The sequence below is a fragment of the Ruegeria sp. 6PALISEP08 genome, assembly GCF_001238295.1.
Lineage (GTDB): Bacteria > Pseudomonadota > Alphaproteobacteria > Rhodobacterales > Rhodobacteraceae > Ruegeria.
On sequence record NZ_LGXZ01000007.1, the window covers coordinates 84,366 to 100,740 of the forward strand.

The window sequence follows — 16,375 nt, forward strand, 5'->3', positions numbered from 1 at the left end:
TAGCCCGAGTCTCTTAGCGTGCCCGATGACGTTGAAAAACTCTTGTGTATCCGGCTTCGGCGTCTTTTCACATTAACGACAGTCAATTGTCCATGCTGCGGCAAGGTCTAAATCGCCAATGATACGCGCGGCTTGAACCCGCTGCACGTTGCAAACCTCCTTACCTCTAATTTTCAGGGGAACAATTTTTTCGCTTTCTTTCTTCGCGGAGATACCCGGAGTTGTTTCCGCCAGGATTACGCAGATGAACGAACAAGAAACGCAAAATGACAGACGTAATCGCCAATACCGAAACACCGCGGCGCAAGACCATATTCCGTCGGCTTAAGGGTGCTCTGCGCGTTGACCAGATTGAACTAAACCCTAGCGCAGGCTGATTCTGCCCATGCAAGGGCATCAGAAGACAAGCTCGACCCAAGGCGATCCAGAACATTCTGATGGTAGGAGTTTAGCCATTCACACTCGGCTTCCGACAACATTTCGGTCTGCAACATATCTGTCTGAATAGGACACCATGTCAGGTTCGAGAAGGTCAGGAACCCATCATCTGCCTCGACAATTTCAAACAGGTTTTCAATCCGAATTCCGAACCTGTCCTGCTCGTAATAGCCGGGCTCCAGCGAGAGGATCATGCCCGGCACCAGATCAACCGGGTTGTAAGGCTTACCAATTCGCTGGGGGTGTTCATGCACGCACAGCCGGTGGCCAACGCCATGGCCTGTCCCATGATCGTAATCCAGCCCAAGATCCCACAGCGGTCGACGACAGATGGCATCGATGTGGTGGCCTTGCGTGCCTTGCGGAAAGCGCAGGGTTGCTATGGCATGAAACGCCTTGAACACAGCCGTATAGGCGCGATCGTATCCCTGCGGACGGACCGGACCAAAAGCAAAGCTGCGGGTGGCATCGGTGGTGCCGGTTTCGTACTGGCCACCGGAATCCAGCAGGTACGTATCGCCGGAACCGATCGCCACCTGGTTGGCTTCGTGCGTCGAATAATGACACATCGCCGCGTTACCGCTCGAGGCAGATATGGAATTGAAGCTTTGCTCAAGAAAACCGGACTGAAGTCGACGAAAGCGCAGGATCGCATCTTCTGCCTCGCGCTCGGTAACAGGCTGTCCGCCATCGCTGCGGCGCGGGACTTCGGCGGCGAGCCAGGCGCAGAACTCAACCCATGCGATGCCATCTTCGATGTGGCACGACCGCATCCCTTGCAGTTCTACAGGGTTCTTTATGGCCTTGCGTGCAGTCAGGAAGCTGGAATGCGGCTGCGCAATGCCACCAGCTTGTTCTATGGTCGTGCGCACGGCAACCGGGGAAAAAGCGGGGTCGACCAAGACACTTTGTCCGGGTTCCACATGCTTTTTCACTGCGGGCAGGAACTCCTCAGGTCCGCAGATTTGAACCGTGTTCGGCAGGAATTCGGTCACATCCGAGTTTAGTTTTTGCGCCGCAACAAACCAAAACACCTTGCCTTTCGCGTTCACCAGAACAAACGACTGTGGGATTGGGTTGAAGGCGACATCGGCCCCCCGAACATTCAGCAACCAGGCGATATTGTCGGGCTGCGTCTCAACCAAAAGATCCGCACTGTTGGCCCGCATACGGCTGACTAGCTCTTCAATCTTATCACTGGTTGACTGGCCTGAAATCTGAAGCGGAAACGGCTCTATCTTTGCTACTGTCGGCTGCGGTTGGTTCACCCAGATTCTGTCAACGGGGTTGTCCTCAACCGCGACCAACGTGCCTTGCTGGATCGCTTTGGCAAACCGGTCGAACTGGGCCGGCGGAACGTGCATCGGATCAAACCCGACCTGCCAGCCGGGCTGCGTCACACCTGCCAGCCAATGCTCGGGCGGATCATTGAACAAATGGTGATGCGAGAACAGTGGCTTGGGGCATTGGTTCGCCGCTTGAACCACATAGCGCCCATCCACAAACATTGCGACCGTATTCATTGTTACGATGGCCAGACCAGCGGATCCGGTGAAACCTGTCACGTAAGCAAGACGCTCATCATAGGGCGCGACATATTCCGCCTGATGCGCGTCATATCGCGGCAGAACAAAGGCATCCAACTGCCTTGCCCGCAGTTCGGCCCGCAAGGCGGCGACAATTGGGGCCCGGTTTGCATCAGGGGCGTCAAGCATGTGTATTGATCTCTTCAACATTATGACAGGCAACTTCGCCCTGCTCCTTAAACGGTTGCAAGGTGGGCCGTGTGGACTTGCAGATATCGGTGGCGTGACGACAGCGCACATGGAACGGGCAACCGGACGGCATATTCAGGGGCGAGGGCAGTTCACCTTCCAGCTTGACCGCCCTGCCCCGATCATCGGGGTTCAGCGACGGAGCTGCTTGTAGCAACGCCTGACTGTAGGGATGTGACGGGGCGGAAAACAGCGTCTCGCTGTCTCCGATCTCGACAATCCGGCCCAGATAAATCACGGCAACCCGGTTTGAAACGTGACGCACCAAGCGCAGGTCGTGGGCGACAAACAGGATCGTGAGCCCCAAGGTATCCTGCAACTCCAACAGCAGATTGACCACCTGAGCTTGCACCGAAACATCCAGTGCCGAGACCAGTTCATCCGCGATCAGAACCTCGGGCTCGACCGCCAATGCACGGGCTATCGCGATGCGCTGACGCTGACCGCCCGAGAACTCGTGGGGCAGCTTGTGTTGCGCATCCTGCGGCAATCGCACCAGTTCCAAAAGTTCAGCGACACGACCGGGGATGTCCGCTTCTGGGCGCATCTCATGCACGCGCAAAGCTTCGGTCAGGATCTGTCCCGTGGTCATCCGCGGATTGAGCGACGAGTACGGATCCTGAAACATCATCTGGACCCGGCGATTATACACCCGGTCCGAGCGCTGATCGGCCGCAAAGATGTCATTGCCATCAAAACGGATTTCACCATCGCTGGGTTTGTAAAGCCGCACGATACATCGGGCGAGTGTGGACTTGCCGCAACCGGACTCTCCAACGACACCCAGTGTTTCGCCCCGGATCAGATCCAGGCTGACACCATTCAGAGCGTTCACGACGCGACCCGGCCGCCCCGTCAGAAAATCACCCGGGCTGCGCCCTAAAGGAAAGCGCAGGTGCAGGTCGCGGATTTCCATCACCGGGGCAGTCATGCGGCATTCCCCTGAGACGTGGCAATCGGATTGAAACAGGCCACCTGCCGCCCTTCGGTGATCAGGGACAAGGTCGGGCGATCCTGACTGCATGGCGCAATGCAAGACGCACAACGCGGGGCAAAGGCACACCCCACTGGCAAAGCGTCCAGCCCCGGTGGCACGCCGGGTATGGAATAGAGAGGCGAGCGCGGCGGCAAATTCTCGGGCACCGAGCGCATGAGGCCGACGGTGTAGGGATGACGCGGTTCGCGCAGAACATCCCTTACCGGTCCTTGCTCGACGATCCGGCCCGCATACATCACCGCAACGTTGTCGCAGGTTTGCGCTACGACACCCAGATCATGCGTGACCATCAGCACGCCCATATCCAAGTCCTGCGCCAACTGAAGGATCAGATCGAGGATCTGCGCCTGAATGGTTACGTCCAGCGCCGTGGTCGGCTCATCCGCCAGCAACAATTTCGGGTTCGCCGCCAGTGCAATGGCGATCATCACCCGTTGCCGCATTCCGCCGGAAAACTGGTGCGGATAATCCTTCAACCGTTGTGAAGCCGAAGGGATGCCGACCAGATCCAACATCTCGGTTGCGCGATCCCGACGCGCTGTGCGCGACAGGTCGGTATGGGCGCGCAGCGTCTCTTCAAGTTGCAGACCAACCGTCAGCAGCGGGTTGAGTGAGGTCATCGGCTCTTGAAAGATCATCGCGATCTCGCGGCCCTGTATCTGACGTAAGGCGCGATCTGCCATCCCGACCAGATCGCGCCCCTGCCAACGCACCGCTCCGGTTACATCCCCGTAACGGCGCGCCAATCCGATGATCGAACGCAAAGTGACGCTTTTGCCCGACCCGCTTTCCCCGACCAGACCCAACACTTCACCCCGTGCGACAGAAAAGCTGATGTCACGCAAGGCAGCCAAGGCGCTGCCATTGCGGTAGAAGGTGGTGTTCAGGCCGTCGACCTGCAGGATCGGTGTGTTTTCGTCCATCCCTTACCCCCTCGGTCTCAACAGATCGGCCAACCCGTCGCCCAGCAGGGAAAAACCAAGGCCGGTCAGAACGATTGCAAGCCCCGGCATCAGGCTCAGCCACCAGGCGGTTGAGATAAAGTTTCGCCCTTCGGCAATCAGAACGCCCCATTCGGCCTGCGGCGGTTGCGCACCCAACCCCAGATAGCCCAGCGAAGAACCCAAAAGGATCACCAGCGCCATGTCGGTCATCCAATAGACAATCACGGGCGTGATCGCATTGGGCAGCAAGTGGCGGAAAATAATGCGCCTGTCGGAATAGCCCATGACGACCCCGGCGGCGGCGTAGTCATTGCCCATCTGTGCAATGACCTCAGCCCGCATCAGACGTGCATAATACACCCAATAGACCACTGAGATGGCGATATACATATTGACCAGTCCCGGTCCCAGCACCGCAACCACCGCGATAACCAGAACCAGAAACGGGAAGGTGATGACCGCATCAACGATCCGGCCAAAGATCATATCCGCGATGCCTCGGTAATACCCGACCAGCGCTCCGATGATCACACCTGTCACCAACGCGAACACGGTGCCGAGCACAGCCATCTGCATATTGACCTGATAGGCCCAGATCACGCGGGACAGGCTGTCACGACCCAGTAGATCGGTACCAAACGGGTGCGACCAAGACGGGGGCTGACGGATCGCGTTGTAGTCAATCGCGTTTGGATCATACGGCGCAAATAGACCGGGGAAAATCGCCAGCAGGATTGAAAAACCGATGATCAGCATCCCGGCGACAAGACCAGGCTTGCGCAACGCCTTGCGAACGAAAGAAGGCCGGTCCGAACTGAAAGCTACATCACTCATTGCAGGCGCATCCGTGGGTCAAGGCGGCTCTGGAAAAGATCCGTCATCAGGAAAACCAGCGAGACCAACACTGCAAAGGTCAGGGTCAGACCCTGGATCAGCGGGTAGTCGCGCGCAAAGATCGCCTCGAGCATCAGCCGTCCCATACCGGGCACGGCAAACACTGTCTCGGTGACCAGCGTTCCGCTCATCAGATTGCCAATGGACAGACCCAGAAGTGTAACGGTTGAGATCAGCGCATTGCGCAACACGTGCCGTCCAAGGATCAGGCGCGACGGCAGACCCTTGGCGCGGGCGAACTGGACATATTCGGCGTCAAGCACCTCGATAATCGCGCTGCGCAGGTTCCGCATGATAATGGCCGAGGTGTAAAGCGCCACCGTGACCGATGGCAAAAACAGGTGATAGAGCTTTTCTCCAAACGTGTCCCCGTAACCGCCCACCGGAAACAGGCGCAGCTGCGCTGCCAAGAAAGTCAGCAGAACCAGACCGATATAGAAGACAGGCATTGAAAGCCCGATCTGGAAAATCGTGCGGATCACCGCATCCGGCCAACGTCCGCGATTGAGCGCGGCGACAAAGGCCAGCGGCCCCGCAATCAGCAGCGACAAAACCACCGAGTAAACGGTCAGAAACACTGTAATCGGCAGGCGGTCTGCGATGACGTCTATCACGTCCGTCCGCATCAGGATCGATCGTCCAAGATCCCCCTGCACCGTATTGCTGAGAAACAACCAGAACTGCACCAGCATGGGCTCGGTCAGACCCAACCGCTCGCGGATCGCCTGAATATCGGCATCCGAGGCGCGGTCACCCGCCATCGCAATGGCCGGATCACCCGGCAACATACGCACCAGCATGAAGATGATGACCATGACCAGAAAGAAGGTTGGCACCATCAGCAGCAGGCGCTTGAAGATATAGTTCAGGCTGGACACATCCGCACTCCGCGAAAAGGCCCCGCCGCCAGGGTGCGGCGAAGCAAAGGCTTCAGCTCTTACCGGCTGACTGTGGCTTCATCGAAGATGTTATTACCCAAGGGCGTCTGAACATAGCCCTCGACCGCAGATCCCAGCGCCACTGCGAAGGGGGTCTCATACATAAACAGCAGAGGCGCTGCTTCGGCATAGAGGTCCTGCATCTTGGCGAACTTGGCCTTGCGCGCCTCGGGGTCCATCTCTTTCGCGGCTTCTTCGAAAAGCGTGTTGAACTCGGCATTCTCCCAACCCGTGCCAACAGCCTTGGCAGTCGGCGTATATCCCAGCCAGCCTACGACCTGACTTGGGTCGTTTACATCGTTGACCCAACCATAGGTGTGGATGTCGAACTCACCCGAACGGTTCTTGGCGCCGCGTGTGGCACCATCTACCTGTTCGACCACCAATTCGATACCCAAAGGCGCCCACATCTGTTGCAATGCCGCAAAGATGGTTGCGTCATCAGCTGAACCTGCCAGCGTCGTCAGCGTGACCTCGGTCCCCGGTTCCAGACCGGCTTCGGAGATCAGCGCCTTGGCCTTGTCCATGTCATACGAATAGAGAGGGCTGAGATCAGATGCATATTGAGTTGCCTTCGCCATCAGCGGTGAGCTCATCGGCTGACCCGCGCCGTGCAGAACCACACCGATCAAGGCATCTTTGTTGGTGCCATAGTTCAACGCCTTCCGCACGCGGGCATCCGCCAACGGGTTTGGCGATCCGTCAGCGCGCGTGTCGCGCGTGTTGATCGGAGAATAGATGATCCGAGTCGATGGGTAGAGCTGCATGTTGATGTTTGGATCAGCCTCCAGCTCGGCCACGCGGCTGAACGGGATAAACTCGGCTGCGTCTACTTCACCAGCTTGCAAGCTCAGTATGCGTGTGGCGTCATCCGGGATGATCTCGAAGTGTACACCTTCCAGATAAGGCAGCGGCTTTCCGTCCGCCCCCATGCGCCAGTAATGCTCGTTGGCGCAAAAATCCATCGAGGCCCCTTGTTCGAAACCGCAAAGATAGAATGGGCCAGAGCCGACACCGGCAGATGTCGAGGCAAAGATCGCCGCAGATTTATCCTGATCCGTGTCGCCCGGTGCTGCGTCATATGCCGCTTTTGACACAACCGCCGTGTTGAACGTGGCCAGCATCGACAGAATTGTCGGATCCGCATCCTTCAAGGAAATCGTGACCGCATTGCCGTCGGCTGAAACGCTGTCAATCGAACCCAGCAGGCCCGCCCATGGGCTAAGATCCGGGTTCCGCGCCCGGTCCAGAGAGAACACGGCATCTTCACCCGACATAGATGATCCGTCGGCAAAAAGAACACCCTCTCGCAACGTCAGCGATACCGTCTTGCCATCGTCAGAGACCGAAAACGTCTCGGCCAGCCCGGGCTCAACGGAATTCCCATCGGCACTGCCACGCAGCAACGTGTCGAAAAGGCTGCCGACCATCCAAATATCGGGGTTTCGATCCGCATAGATCGGGTCAATCAACCTAGACCCGTCGTATCGCGCGAAGTTCAGCGTGCCGCCTCTTTCCTGCGCTAATGCCGGCATCGCCAATGATGAGGCAACAACCAGTCCCAATACCGATTTCAAGTGCATTCTCTTTTCCTCCCGCAAAAGCATCTGCTTCATGCGATGGGAGAATACCCAGTTTTTAACAATACTAAAGTTTTTTTTAGTAATACCGAAATTTTTTTTACGAAGGCGAATTTTCGTTTGCGGCGTTATTGATTGGTGAAGTCGTCACCCAAAGCTCAACCGCCTCGGTCTCACCCAGCACAATCGAGTAATGTGGCGTTGACGTGTCATGATGAATCACATCACCCGGTGACATCGTAAAAACCCGATCTCCAAGGTGATATTCCAACTGCCCGGACAGCAAATAGCAAAAGGCTTCCCCGGTGTGGCACATGTGCTCGGATACATGCCCTGGTGGGCGGTGCACAATCTGTGGGTGAAACAACGCTCCGGCAAAGCCTGGACCCAGTTTTTCATAAAATCGACCACGCGTTCCAAGCGAATATGACTGGCGATTGTCGCGCGCAACGTATTGCGAGAACACCTCGGGCACGCTGAGCAATTGTTCGACACTGGTCTGTAACGCGGCCGCAATCGACATCAATGATGTCAGTGAAGGAGAGCTCAACCCGCGCTCAACCTGTGACAGAAATCCAGTTGTCAGCTCAGCAGATTTCGCCACCTGGTCCAGTGTCTTTCCCATTGCCTTTCGACGCCTGCGGATGGCCTGCCCCAGCTCGGTCGGCTTACCCTTCTGCTTGGATTTGGCACGCTGGGTAGGGGCTTGCATTCGTGGTCTCCTGAGGTTCGGAAAGTGCAAGCCATTCAATAGAATTATTCAGAGAAGATCAAAATTTATTTTTGTCTCCTTAAAATTCAGTGTGTCAGTATGTGTTGCGGCCATACATCTTCGAGGCCCTTCTGCGATCTCGCCTTTCAGGTCATATGCAAAGGAAATCGGTTCGCCGATCCTAGTGATTCCTGCAATCGTCAATTGATCCCCCGCGCATTGCGGACATCCAAGGAGCATCCCCACCTGAACTGGTCCACCCCTATGTTTAGGAAACGGAGGACTAAGAATGGCCAACATGAGACCGAAGCCCGAAGCCCGAAGCCCGAAGCCCGAAGCCCGAAGAGATTGTCTCAAAGTTACGGCTGGTTGAAGTTCTGATGGGGCAAGGCATGTCCCGTCTTGATGCGAGGAGACAGATTGGCGTTGTTGACGGCGCCATTGGTTCGAGCCCAACGGAGAATGCGGAATAGGCGTAGATCAGTTGAAAGAACTGAAGCGGCTTCAAAAAGAGAACGAGCGATTGCGACGAGCAGTTTCTGATCTGACGTTGGACAAACTGATCCTGAGGGAAGCCACAAAGGATGAAGGCCGAAAAGTAATTCATCCAGTGGATGATTTGCAGGCCTGAACGCGCAGCCCTACTGAGCCCCGCTCGTCGTCGTGCTTGTATAAACCACGTACGCAACCAGCTAAACGTTTCCGAAAGACGCGCCTGCTGCGTGCCGGGGCAACACCGGACCACGCAACGGCGCGCCCCACAAGGTCGCGCAGACGAAATGCCACTCATCAGCGCAGTTTGACAGTACGCAGCTCACCCGTGCATGTCGCTGGATGACACCCGTTTCCGATACGAGGCGGGGCGCTTTCCGCTGTTGAACGCGGTCTATTATTCGCCCTCAAGCCCAGCCATGATGGCAAGACCTTCGGCAACCGCGGTAAAAACCGAAGCAAAGGAATGCTCTGCCGCCGGAAACACGCGCCGCATCGTTTCCGGTACCACAGCCATCAGGCTGGAACCGCCAACATAGACGACACGGTCGATCTGATCTGCGCTGAACCCGGCAATGCGCAGCACCTCTTGCGCTCCGCCATCCAAACGTGCTGCATGTGTAGCAAGACTTTCTGCCACCCGAGCATCGTTCAGTGGGGCCGACAGCCCTTTCTCCAGCATGTTCAATTCGATTGCCGGGTCCTTCGCGCCTGAGTTCGCAGCAATTTTTCCGCGCTCTACCGCAAAAGCCAGTTCGTGACCCAATTCATGCTCAAGAACCGCAGCGAGCCGACCTAACCGCTCGGGCGATTCCGCTTGCTTCAGCATATCACCAACCAAACGCCGGTTTTGCGCCGTATAGAGAAACGGGATCATCTCCCACGTTGCAAGGTCATTGAAGATCGCATTGGGAGTCTGCGTTAGCCCGTCTCCAAAAACATCCCGGATCATCGAGCCTTTGCCCAATACAGGCATTACCCGATCTATGCTGATCGCGCGGTCAAAGTCCGTACCACCGATACGCACGCCATAATTGGCCAGAATTTCAACCCCTGACGGGCTGGCCTGAAAAACCGAAAAGTCCGACGTACCGCCGCCGATATCAACAACCACACCCGTCATCGACCCCCACCCAATCGCGCCAGTTGCGACGGCAGCTGCGGCAGGTTCGGGGCAAAATCGAATGTCCGTAAACCCGGCGGCCTCATAACACGCACGCAAGCCCGCCTCGGCCTGAGTTTCACGCGGGTCGTTCACACCGTGAAAGACCACGGGGCGACCTGAAACGACACGTGTGCACGGAACACCGCGCTCGGCCTCAGCCCGCTGTCTCAGTTTATGCAAAAAAGAGCCGATGACCTCGACAAATGTCACCCGTTCATTCAGGATTTGCCGCTTTTCATGCATCAGCGTGGTGCCTAAGACCCGTTTAAGCGCCCGCATGAAGCGCCCTTCCAACCCCTCCAGCAGCGCCTGGTTGGCTGACTCACCGATCAGGGTTTCACGCGTGTCGAAATCAAAGAAGAAGGTGGTGGGAAGCGTTGTTGCAGCGCCATCCACCTTCAGCAGTCGGGGCGCGCCAGCATCGAGATAGGCAACCGCTGAGTTCGACGTGCCAAAGTCGATTCCGATCCACGGGCTGGTAGGGGCCATGGCGCATGTCTCCGAGCTGTATTTGCAAAGGACGCCGGGCCTAGAGTGTTCTCAAGCTGCGGTCAAGGCTCGGAATCCGATGTGTCATCTTGGTGGGCCTCATAACTGGCTTCCAGCTCGCTCCTTAAAAATTCGCCAAAATTCAAAGGCGCAAACTCGGCCCTCCCTGTCCCCGGAAGCGGTGCGATATCGGCAGATACATGCGGATCGAAAAAGAACGGCACGGAATAACGCTCTCGCCCACTGGTATTGATCACCCGATGTGGCGTGGACAAGAGCTTGCCATTGGACAACCGATGCAACATGTCCCCGACATTGACCACAAATGCATCTTCAATCGGCGGCGCATCGACCCAATGGCCCGAAGGTGTCTGAACCTGCAAACCTCCAACATCATCCTGCGCCAACAGTGTCAGAACCCCGAAGTCCTTATGTGGGGCTGATCCGAACAGATCATCCGGGGCTTGCGGGGGTTGTGGCGGATAGTGCAGCAGACGCAACCAGATCGTCGGCTCTTGAAACGCAGCAAGGATCGCACGATCCTCAACCCCAATTGCGCCCAAGGCCAACCCTAACAGCTTGTGACCCAATCCGGTCATCGCTTTCGCGTAGGTTTCGCAGGTATCTCGGAACCCATCCAGTTCCGGCCATTGATTTGGCCCGGACAGATAGACATTCGGGTCAACCTCTGCGTCCTCTCTCATCATCATGAACGACGCGGACTGGTTCGGCTTTGTCACTTTGGCCAAATCGGAGTTCACGTCCGTCGACGTGTTTATGGCGATGTAACCGCGATGGTTTTTGTCGAGAGCGATGGCCCCTTTTGCGGCCTCTGACAAAGCGTGAAACCGTTTCGAAGCAGCAAACACGGCGGTGCGCACATCCGGGTCCACCCCGTGGTTTATCACATAACCAAACCCCGTCTTTCCATACGCCTCAAGGAATTCCAGCGACAGTTTGGTTGTGTCTTCGCCATGGATCAAGGGTGCCAGATCAAGCACCGGAATTTCGGTAAATTCATTCATCTCAAGTATCCGGATAAAGTTTCGCCCAGGTGGTACATGCCGGGAACCGCTATCCTGCGAAACGCTTCCGACGATGAGCGCAGTGGTGCTCCAGGATAACAAGATGAACAAACTTTGACATATGTCGAACGCTAGGGCGGGGCGCAACATCGATCAACCCTGAAATTCTGTCAGCCCCTAAACTGTCATCACGGTCCCACGCAGACAACCAGCGTCGTCTTGGTTTCGAAATGCATGCGAATTGTTGTCCCAATACCGCTTGTGACATTTGGCACGATGGTAGCTGCATTGCCCTGTCAGCTCATGAGTGCCGACCTAAGTCTCTGGTTCTACGACCGCCTCTCGGGCTGTAGTAAGCCGCTGCATGACGCTGTCCAAGCCAGCTTTCAGCGCGTCTGTTCCACCGGCTTCAGAAAAAACCTCAAATACCTCAGCATTCAACCCCGCCGGTGTCGAATGTTCGGAGCGCAGCACATCAAACGATTTTCCAGGGTTCTCCACCGCCGTCTGCGCCAGACCCGCAAATACGCCGCTCAGGTAACTTCGCGCATCCCCTTGCCCGATCCCGCTAGATTGCATCCAGTCCGAAGCTGCCTCAAGTACGCCGAAATACGTCCCCATCATGGCGCTGGCGGATGCAAGCGCGTCGAATTCTTCCACGGTTCTGGCGCTGACCACTGTGCCGAGTGGACGAAACAGCATGTCGCCTACCGGATCATGCGGAAACAGAATGGTTACGCCTCGATGTTGTGCCACCGAAGGCAAAGGGATCGACCTGAACAGGCGGACAGGTGTACCAATCCAATCTTGCAACGTCTCATGGGTCACAGAAGCAATCAGACTGCACAGGTGCTGTCCTTCGGTGAAGTGTAAGGGTGTAAGAACCTCTTGCGCGTCCTGCGGGCGAACTGCCAGAAACACCAGATCCGAGCGGTCTAAAACCTCTTGCGACGTGTCGCAGATCATCACGTTATCGCTGAATGCAGCCAGCCGGGCAGACACCATGCGATTGCGCTGTGTTAAAAATTTGTACCAATATCGACATCGGACGCCAGAAGCCCGGTTATGACAGCCTCGGTGATAACGCCCGTTCCGAAGAACCCCAAACGCATCTGCGCATTCCTCAACTCTGAAAAAGCCGCCCCAAGACCAGCGCGGTAAACACTTACATATGCCGGGTCACGCCGCCATCTACACGCAGGGATTGACCGGTGATATAGCTACTGTCTTCACTCAACAAAAAGGCGGCAGCCTTGGCCTGTTCTTCGGCCCGAGCCAAACGACCAAGCGCAGACATTTCGGCAAATTTATGTGGCAGATCAAGACTGTCGGTGAACCCCGGCAGCAAGCAGTTCATACGGATATTCGCCGGGCCGTACCGATCCGAGAATTGCTTGGTGAAACTGGACACACCGACGCGGTACACGCTGGAGGTCGGGAACGTCAGGGATGGCTCGAAAGCCGAGAACGTGGTGATGTTCACGATTGACCCACCACCCTGCGCCTCCATCACGGGGGTAAGCAGCTTGGCCATGCGGATGACAGGCTTCAAAACCATCTCATGTGCGCGGTCCCAGTCTCCTTCGGGAATGTCCAGCAGGTCACCTTTGGGCGGTCCACCAACATGGATCAGGCAGGCGTCGATGCGGCCAAAAGTAGACATGGCCAGATCAAAGACTGCCTGCGTATCCTCGGCATTTTCCGCTTTACCACGATGTGCGACCCCATCCAGTTCCTGAGCCAACAACTCACAGGACTCAGAAGGCGACATCAACGCCATCTTGTAGCCCCGCCCGTACATCTCACGGGCAGTGGCTGCTCCCATCCCACGTCCTCCACCGATGATAAGGCATGTTTTCTCGGTCATGGTTCGCTCCTGTTCTTTTTTCGATACTTCTGGGTCGGCCTGTGGCTTACATCGCCAAAATGGGCTTCATGGCCGCAGCAAACTCAGCCTTCTCAGCGTCAGTCAACGGCCCCAGAGGGGCGCGGCATTCGCCTACATTCAGCCCTTGCAACTCTGCACCGAACTTAATTTTCTGAACAAACTTGCCGCTTTCCAGGATATTCATGGCACGGTGGAGCTTTTTCATCAGGTCCTTGGCAGATGCCAATTCACCCGCTCTATACAGACGGTCCAGTTCACAACACGCCTTAGCCATGCAGTTCGACGGTCCGCAAATCCAACTTTCGGCACCCCAGAACATAAAATCCAGGGCGATATCGTCCGAACCGGAAACCAACTGAATCTTGCCTTCGTAGCGCGAAGCGATATCGATCGCACACTGCAACACGCCAGAGCTTTCCTTGATAGCAATCACGCGGGGATTGTCAGCGAAATGGTCCATCAATTCAAATGAGATATCGGCCCCATCCTTAAGCGGATAGCTGTAAAGCACGATGTTCACGTCAACCTCGGCCAGAACCGTTTCGTAATGCCTGATCAGTTCTTCTTGCGTGGGGCGCGTGTAGAACGGTGGCGCCAGCAGCACATTGTCATACCCGATTTCCTCGGCCATCGCGGTCTGTTCGATCACCTCACGGGTCGCGGGAGCGTTGGTTCCGGCAATCAGAACCTCATCACCGCGAGCAAAATCCTTGACGAACTGCAGCACCTGACGGCGTTCTTCTGTCGACTGACTAAAGTATTCTCCGGTCGATCCGTTTGGAACCCAGCCTGTCACGCCCGCTTCGCGAAAATGGGTCAGCAGGTTTTCGAACGCCTTGAAATCAATCTTGTCATCGGCCCCGAAGGGGGTGACAAGCGCAGGCATCACGCCTGAGAGTTTGACGTTAAAGCTCATTTGATCGCCCTTTTCCCTAGCATCTGAAGCAGTCACGCCGTTCTTTTGCCTGCCATTCTCTACCTGATTGGTAAGCTCAAGCAGGCTAAGGCTCAAGTCATAGAGTTATTGGGAAAGGACCCCACCGCATGCGAGACCGCCAATAACCCGATCTTGGTTGGTCGAGACCGAAAAACCGACCGGGTCGCGCACTGTCACCACCCTGACACGTCAAGCCGAAGGGAAAGTGGAAACACTTGCGTCTCATGCGCCTGATGAGCCATAGGGAAAACATGTTACTAGACCCCGATTTAAGACAAAGCTGCGTCTTTGGTTCTGATCCACTTCGCGTCCAATTGAAGGGACCGAAAACTCTCTGATGGCGTTGCACCTGAAAACGCACGCTTTCAGATGGTGATGGCTTGAACCTTCCGGCTCAGGAGCTTTCGCGATGCATCATTTGGTGCCAGTTGAATGGCTGTCCGATAAACCGTGTGCGCTTCCGAAGTGCGCCCAAGCTTTTCCAGAATATGCGCGCGGGCCGCATACCAGGGCTGAAAGTTGCTTAGACTTGACTGCAACTCATCGAGCCTCTGCAACGCAAGTTCAGCTTGTCCAGTTTCGGCAAGAACCACTGCCCAGTTCAACGCGACAACGGGTGTTGGCTCGAACACCCAAAGCGACCCGTAGAGTAGCGCCATCTGCGGCCAATCGGGTGTGGGGCGCGCCATGTGGCAATCAGAGATGGCCGCCTTGATCTGAAACGGACCTGGCTGCAATTGCCTTACGGCATTTTCCAAGATCTTGCGGGCTTCTGCCACAATGTCTTCCGGCCAGAGACGATGATCCTGGTCTTCTACGGGCACGATAGCCCCGTGAGCGTCAACTCGTGCAGGACGCCTTGCATCCGTCAACAACATAAGGGCAAGCGCACCTTTGATTTCTGCCTCATTCGGTCGGAGTTCATTCAAGAGGCGCGCCAGGAAGATACCTTCCTGGCATAGGTCCCGAGGCCCAGTGTCCTCGTTTACATAGCCGGAAGTGAAAATCAGGTAGAGTGTCGATAAAACAGTTCCAAGGCGTGTGTCCCACTCTTCTGGTTCCGGAACCGCGAAACATAGCCCTTTGGACTTGATTTTCGCCTTGGCCCTAGACAGGCGTTGTCCCATTGTTTGTTCGGAATCAAGAAAAGCGGCTGCGATTTCTCGAGTGGTCAGGCCGCAAACTGTTCGCAGTGTAAGGGCGACTCTGGATTTTTCTTCTAGCATGGGGTGGCAACATGCGAAGATCAGACGAAGACGTTCGTCGGGAATAATCTGAGGTGTTTTGCTTTCAGCATCAGCCAGTGCCTCGATACGTATCGCGTCCGATTTCCTTAGTTCCCGTTGTCTGTCTCGGATAAGATCGATCCCTTTGCGGAAACTAACCTTCATCAACCAAGCAACCGGATCATGAGGAGGCCCGGATCGACCCCAATGCTTGAGGGCGGAAACGGACGCTTCCTGCAAGGCGTCCTCTGCCAGCTGGAAATCACCGAGCCGTGTAATCAGCCCAGCCAACAGCCGCCCCCTGTTCTGGCGCATCACGTGCTCAACCAATCGGTTGACTGCAATGGCTTTGGGGGCGGCGTTCTTCATCGCTTAACCTGCCTGATTGAAATCCAACAGTGGCCGAACTTCGACAGTGCCAAAATGGGCGATTGGAATTGACGCGGCGTATTTTAATGCGGTGTCCAGGTCCGGGACATCCAAGACATAGTACCCGCCCAAATGCTCGCGGGTTTCGGCAAAGGGGCCATCCATCGTTTCAACCTTACCGGATTTGATCCGCAACGAGGTTGCCGTCTCGTTCCCCTGCAAACCTTCACCCCCTATGAATACACCGTCATTCACCATGGTTTCACTGACCGCAGCAAAACTGGCCATCATTTCATCAAATTCCGGGGTCCCGTAAGCAGGTTCTTTGTCGGGCGCTGCGTAGAGCAATAGCATGTATTTCATTGTGAATTTCCTTTCATCATTCGGTTCACACCCCAAGGACGTCAATGCGGATCGATTTTCGACATGGCGTAAGAATTTTTTTCATCTTCATCATTATTTCAAAATGCGCCGGAAACTTGCGGTCTGTGGCAATCGGACCGCAG

General features: G+C 56.0%; 14 protein-coding genes and 1 pseudogene. 1 reads left to right on the plus strand and 14 read right to left on the minus strand.

Features of this window, described 5'->3' with window-relative positions; translation table 11 throughout:
* Nucleotides 1-356: 356 nt before the first annotated feature.
* The 7 genes from ALB80_RS12030 to ALB80_RS12060 all read right to left on the minus strand — a co-directional run bounded on the left by ALB80_RS12030 (nucleotide 357) and on the right by ALB80_RS12060 (nucleotide 8,278).
* Nucleotides 357-2,153 (minus strand): aminopeptidase P family protein, encoded by a 1,797-nt coding sequence (locus tag ALB80_RS12030; RefSeq protein ID WP_050604317.1) that lies wholly within the window; start codon nucleotides 2,151-2,153, stop codon nucleotides 357-359.
* Nucleotides 2,146-3,144, minus strand: coding sequence for an ABC transporter ATP-binding protein (locus ALB80_RS12035; protein ID WP_050604318.1), 999 nt, complete (start codon nucleotides 3,142-3,144; stop codon nucleotides 2,146-2,148). The genes ALB80_RS12030 and ALB80_RS12035 overlap by 8 nt, the downstream gene beginning before the upstream one ends.
* A complete protein-coding gene (locus ALB80_RS12040; RefSeq protein ID WP_050604319.1) occupies nucleotides 3,141-4,133 on the minus strand; it encodes an ABC transporter ATP-binding protein in 993 nt (330 codons plus the stop codon). The genes ALB80_RS12035 and ALB80_RS12040 overlap by 4 nt, the downstream gene beginning before the upstream one ends.
* 3 nt (nucleotides 4,134-4,136) lie before the next feature.
* Entirely contained in the window at nucleotides 4,137-4,988 is an 852-nt protein-coding gene (locus tag ALB80_RS12045; RefSeq protein ID WP_050604320.1) for an ABC transporter permease, read from the minus strand.
* The gene (locus ALB80_RS12050) at nucleotides 4,985-5,926 is read right to left on the minus strand and encodes an ABC transporter permease (RefSeq protein ID WP_050604321.1); all 942 of its coding nucleotides are present in this window, start codon (nucleotides 5,924-5,926) and stop codon (nucleotides 4,985-4,987) included. The genes ALB80_RS12045 and ALB80_RS12050 overlap by 4 nt, the downstream gene beginning before the upstream one ends.
* Before the next feature lie 59 nt (nucleotides 5,927-5,985).
* Complete coding sequence (locus tag ALB80_RS12055; protein WP_050604322.1) at nucleotides 5,986-7,569, minus strand: ABC transporter substrate-binding protein; 1,584 nt, start codon at nucleotides 7,567-7,569, stop codon at nucleotides 5,986-5,988.
* A 97-nt stretch (nucleotides 7,570-7,666) separates the two neighbouring features.
* The gene (locus ALB80_RS12060; RefSeq protein ID WP_050604323.1) at nucleotides 7,667-8,278 is read right to left on the minus strand and encodes a helix-turn-helix domain-containing protein; all 612 of its coding nucleotides are present in this window, start codon (nucleotides 8,276-8,278) and stop codon (nucleotides 7,667-7,669) included.
* A 347-nt stretch (nucleotides 8,279-8,625) separates the two neighbouring features.
* On the opposite strand from ALB80_RS12060, the pseudogene ALB80_RS22660 reads away from it, so the two are divergent.
* Nucleotides 8,626-9,072: pseudogene (locus ALB80_RS22660) on the plus strand (hypothetical protein); the annotation flags it as partial.
* A 95-nt stretch (nucleotides 9,073-9,167) separates the two neighbouring features.
* Here ALB80_RS22660 and ALB80_RS12070 read toward each other — a convergent pair.
* The 7 genes from ALB80_RS12070 to ALB80_RS12100 all read right to left on the minus strand — a co-directional run bounded on the left by ALB80_RS12070 (nucleotide 9,168) and on the right by ALB80_RS12100 (nucleotide 16,232).
* Nucleotides 9,168-10,424 carry an Hsp70 family protein gene (locus ALB80_RS12070; protein WP_050604324.1) on the minus strand — a complete coding sequence of 419 codons (1,257 nt, stop codon included), beginning with the start codon at nucleotides 10,422-10,424 and terminating at the stop codon, nucleotides 9,168-9,170.
* Between the two features lie 62 nt (nucleotides 10,425-10,486).
* Nucleotides 10,487-11,449 carry an isopenicillin N synthase family oxygenase gene (locus ALB80_RS12075; RefSeq protein WP_050604325.1) on the minus strand — a complete coding sequence of 321 codons (963 nt, stop codon included), beginning with the start codon at nucleotides 11,447-11,449 and terminating at the stop codon, nucleotides 10,487-10,489.
* 315 nt (nucleotides 11,450-11,764) lie between these two features.
* A complete protein-coding gene (locus tag ALB80_RS12080; protein ID WP_050604326.1) occupies nucleotides 11,765-12,454 on the minus strand; it encodes a pyrroline-5-carboxylate reductase dimerization domain-containing protein in 690 nt (229 codons plus the stop codon).
* Nucleotides 12,455-12,614: 160 nt separating this feature from the next.
* Nucleotides 12,615-13,316: an SDR family oxidoreductase gene (locus ALB80_RS12085; protein WP_050604327.1), complete on the minus strand. Its 702-nt coding sequence runs from the start codon at nucleotides 13,314-13,316 to the stop codon at nucleotides 12,615-12,617.
* A 46-nt stretch (nucleotides 13,317-13,362) separates the two neighbouring features.
* Complete coding sequence (locus tag ALB80_RS12090) at nucleotides 13,363-14,253, minus strand: dihydrodipicolinate synthase family protein (RefSeq protein WP_050604328.1); 891 nt, start codon at nucleotides 14,251-14,253, stop codon at nucleotides 13,363-13,365.
* Between the two features lie 386 nt (nucleotides 14,254-14,639).
* Nucleotides 14,640-15,869, minus strand: a complete 1,230-nt coding sequence (locus tag ALB80_RS12095; protein WP_050604329.1) for an RNA polymerase sigma factor — start codon at nucleotides 15,867-15,869, stop codon at nucleotides 14,640-14,642.
* A 3-nt stretch (nucleotides 15,870-15,872) separates the two neighbouring features.
* On the minus strand, nucleotides 15,873-16,232 hold the full coding sequence (locus ALB80_RS12100) for a YciI family protein (protein ID WP_050604330.1): 360 nt from the start codon (nucleotides 16,230-16,232) through the stop codon (nucleotides 15,873-15,875).
* Nucleotides 16,233-16,375: the final 143 nt, after the last annotated feature.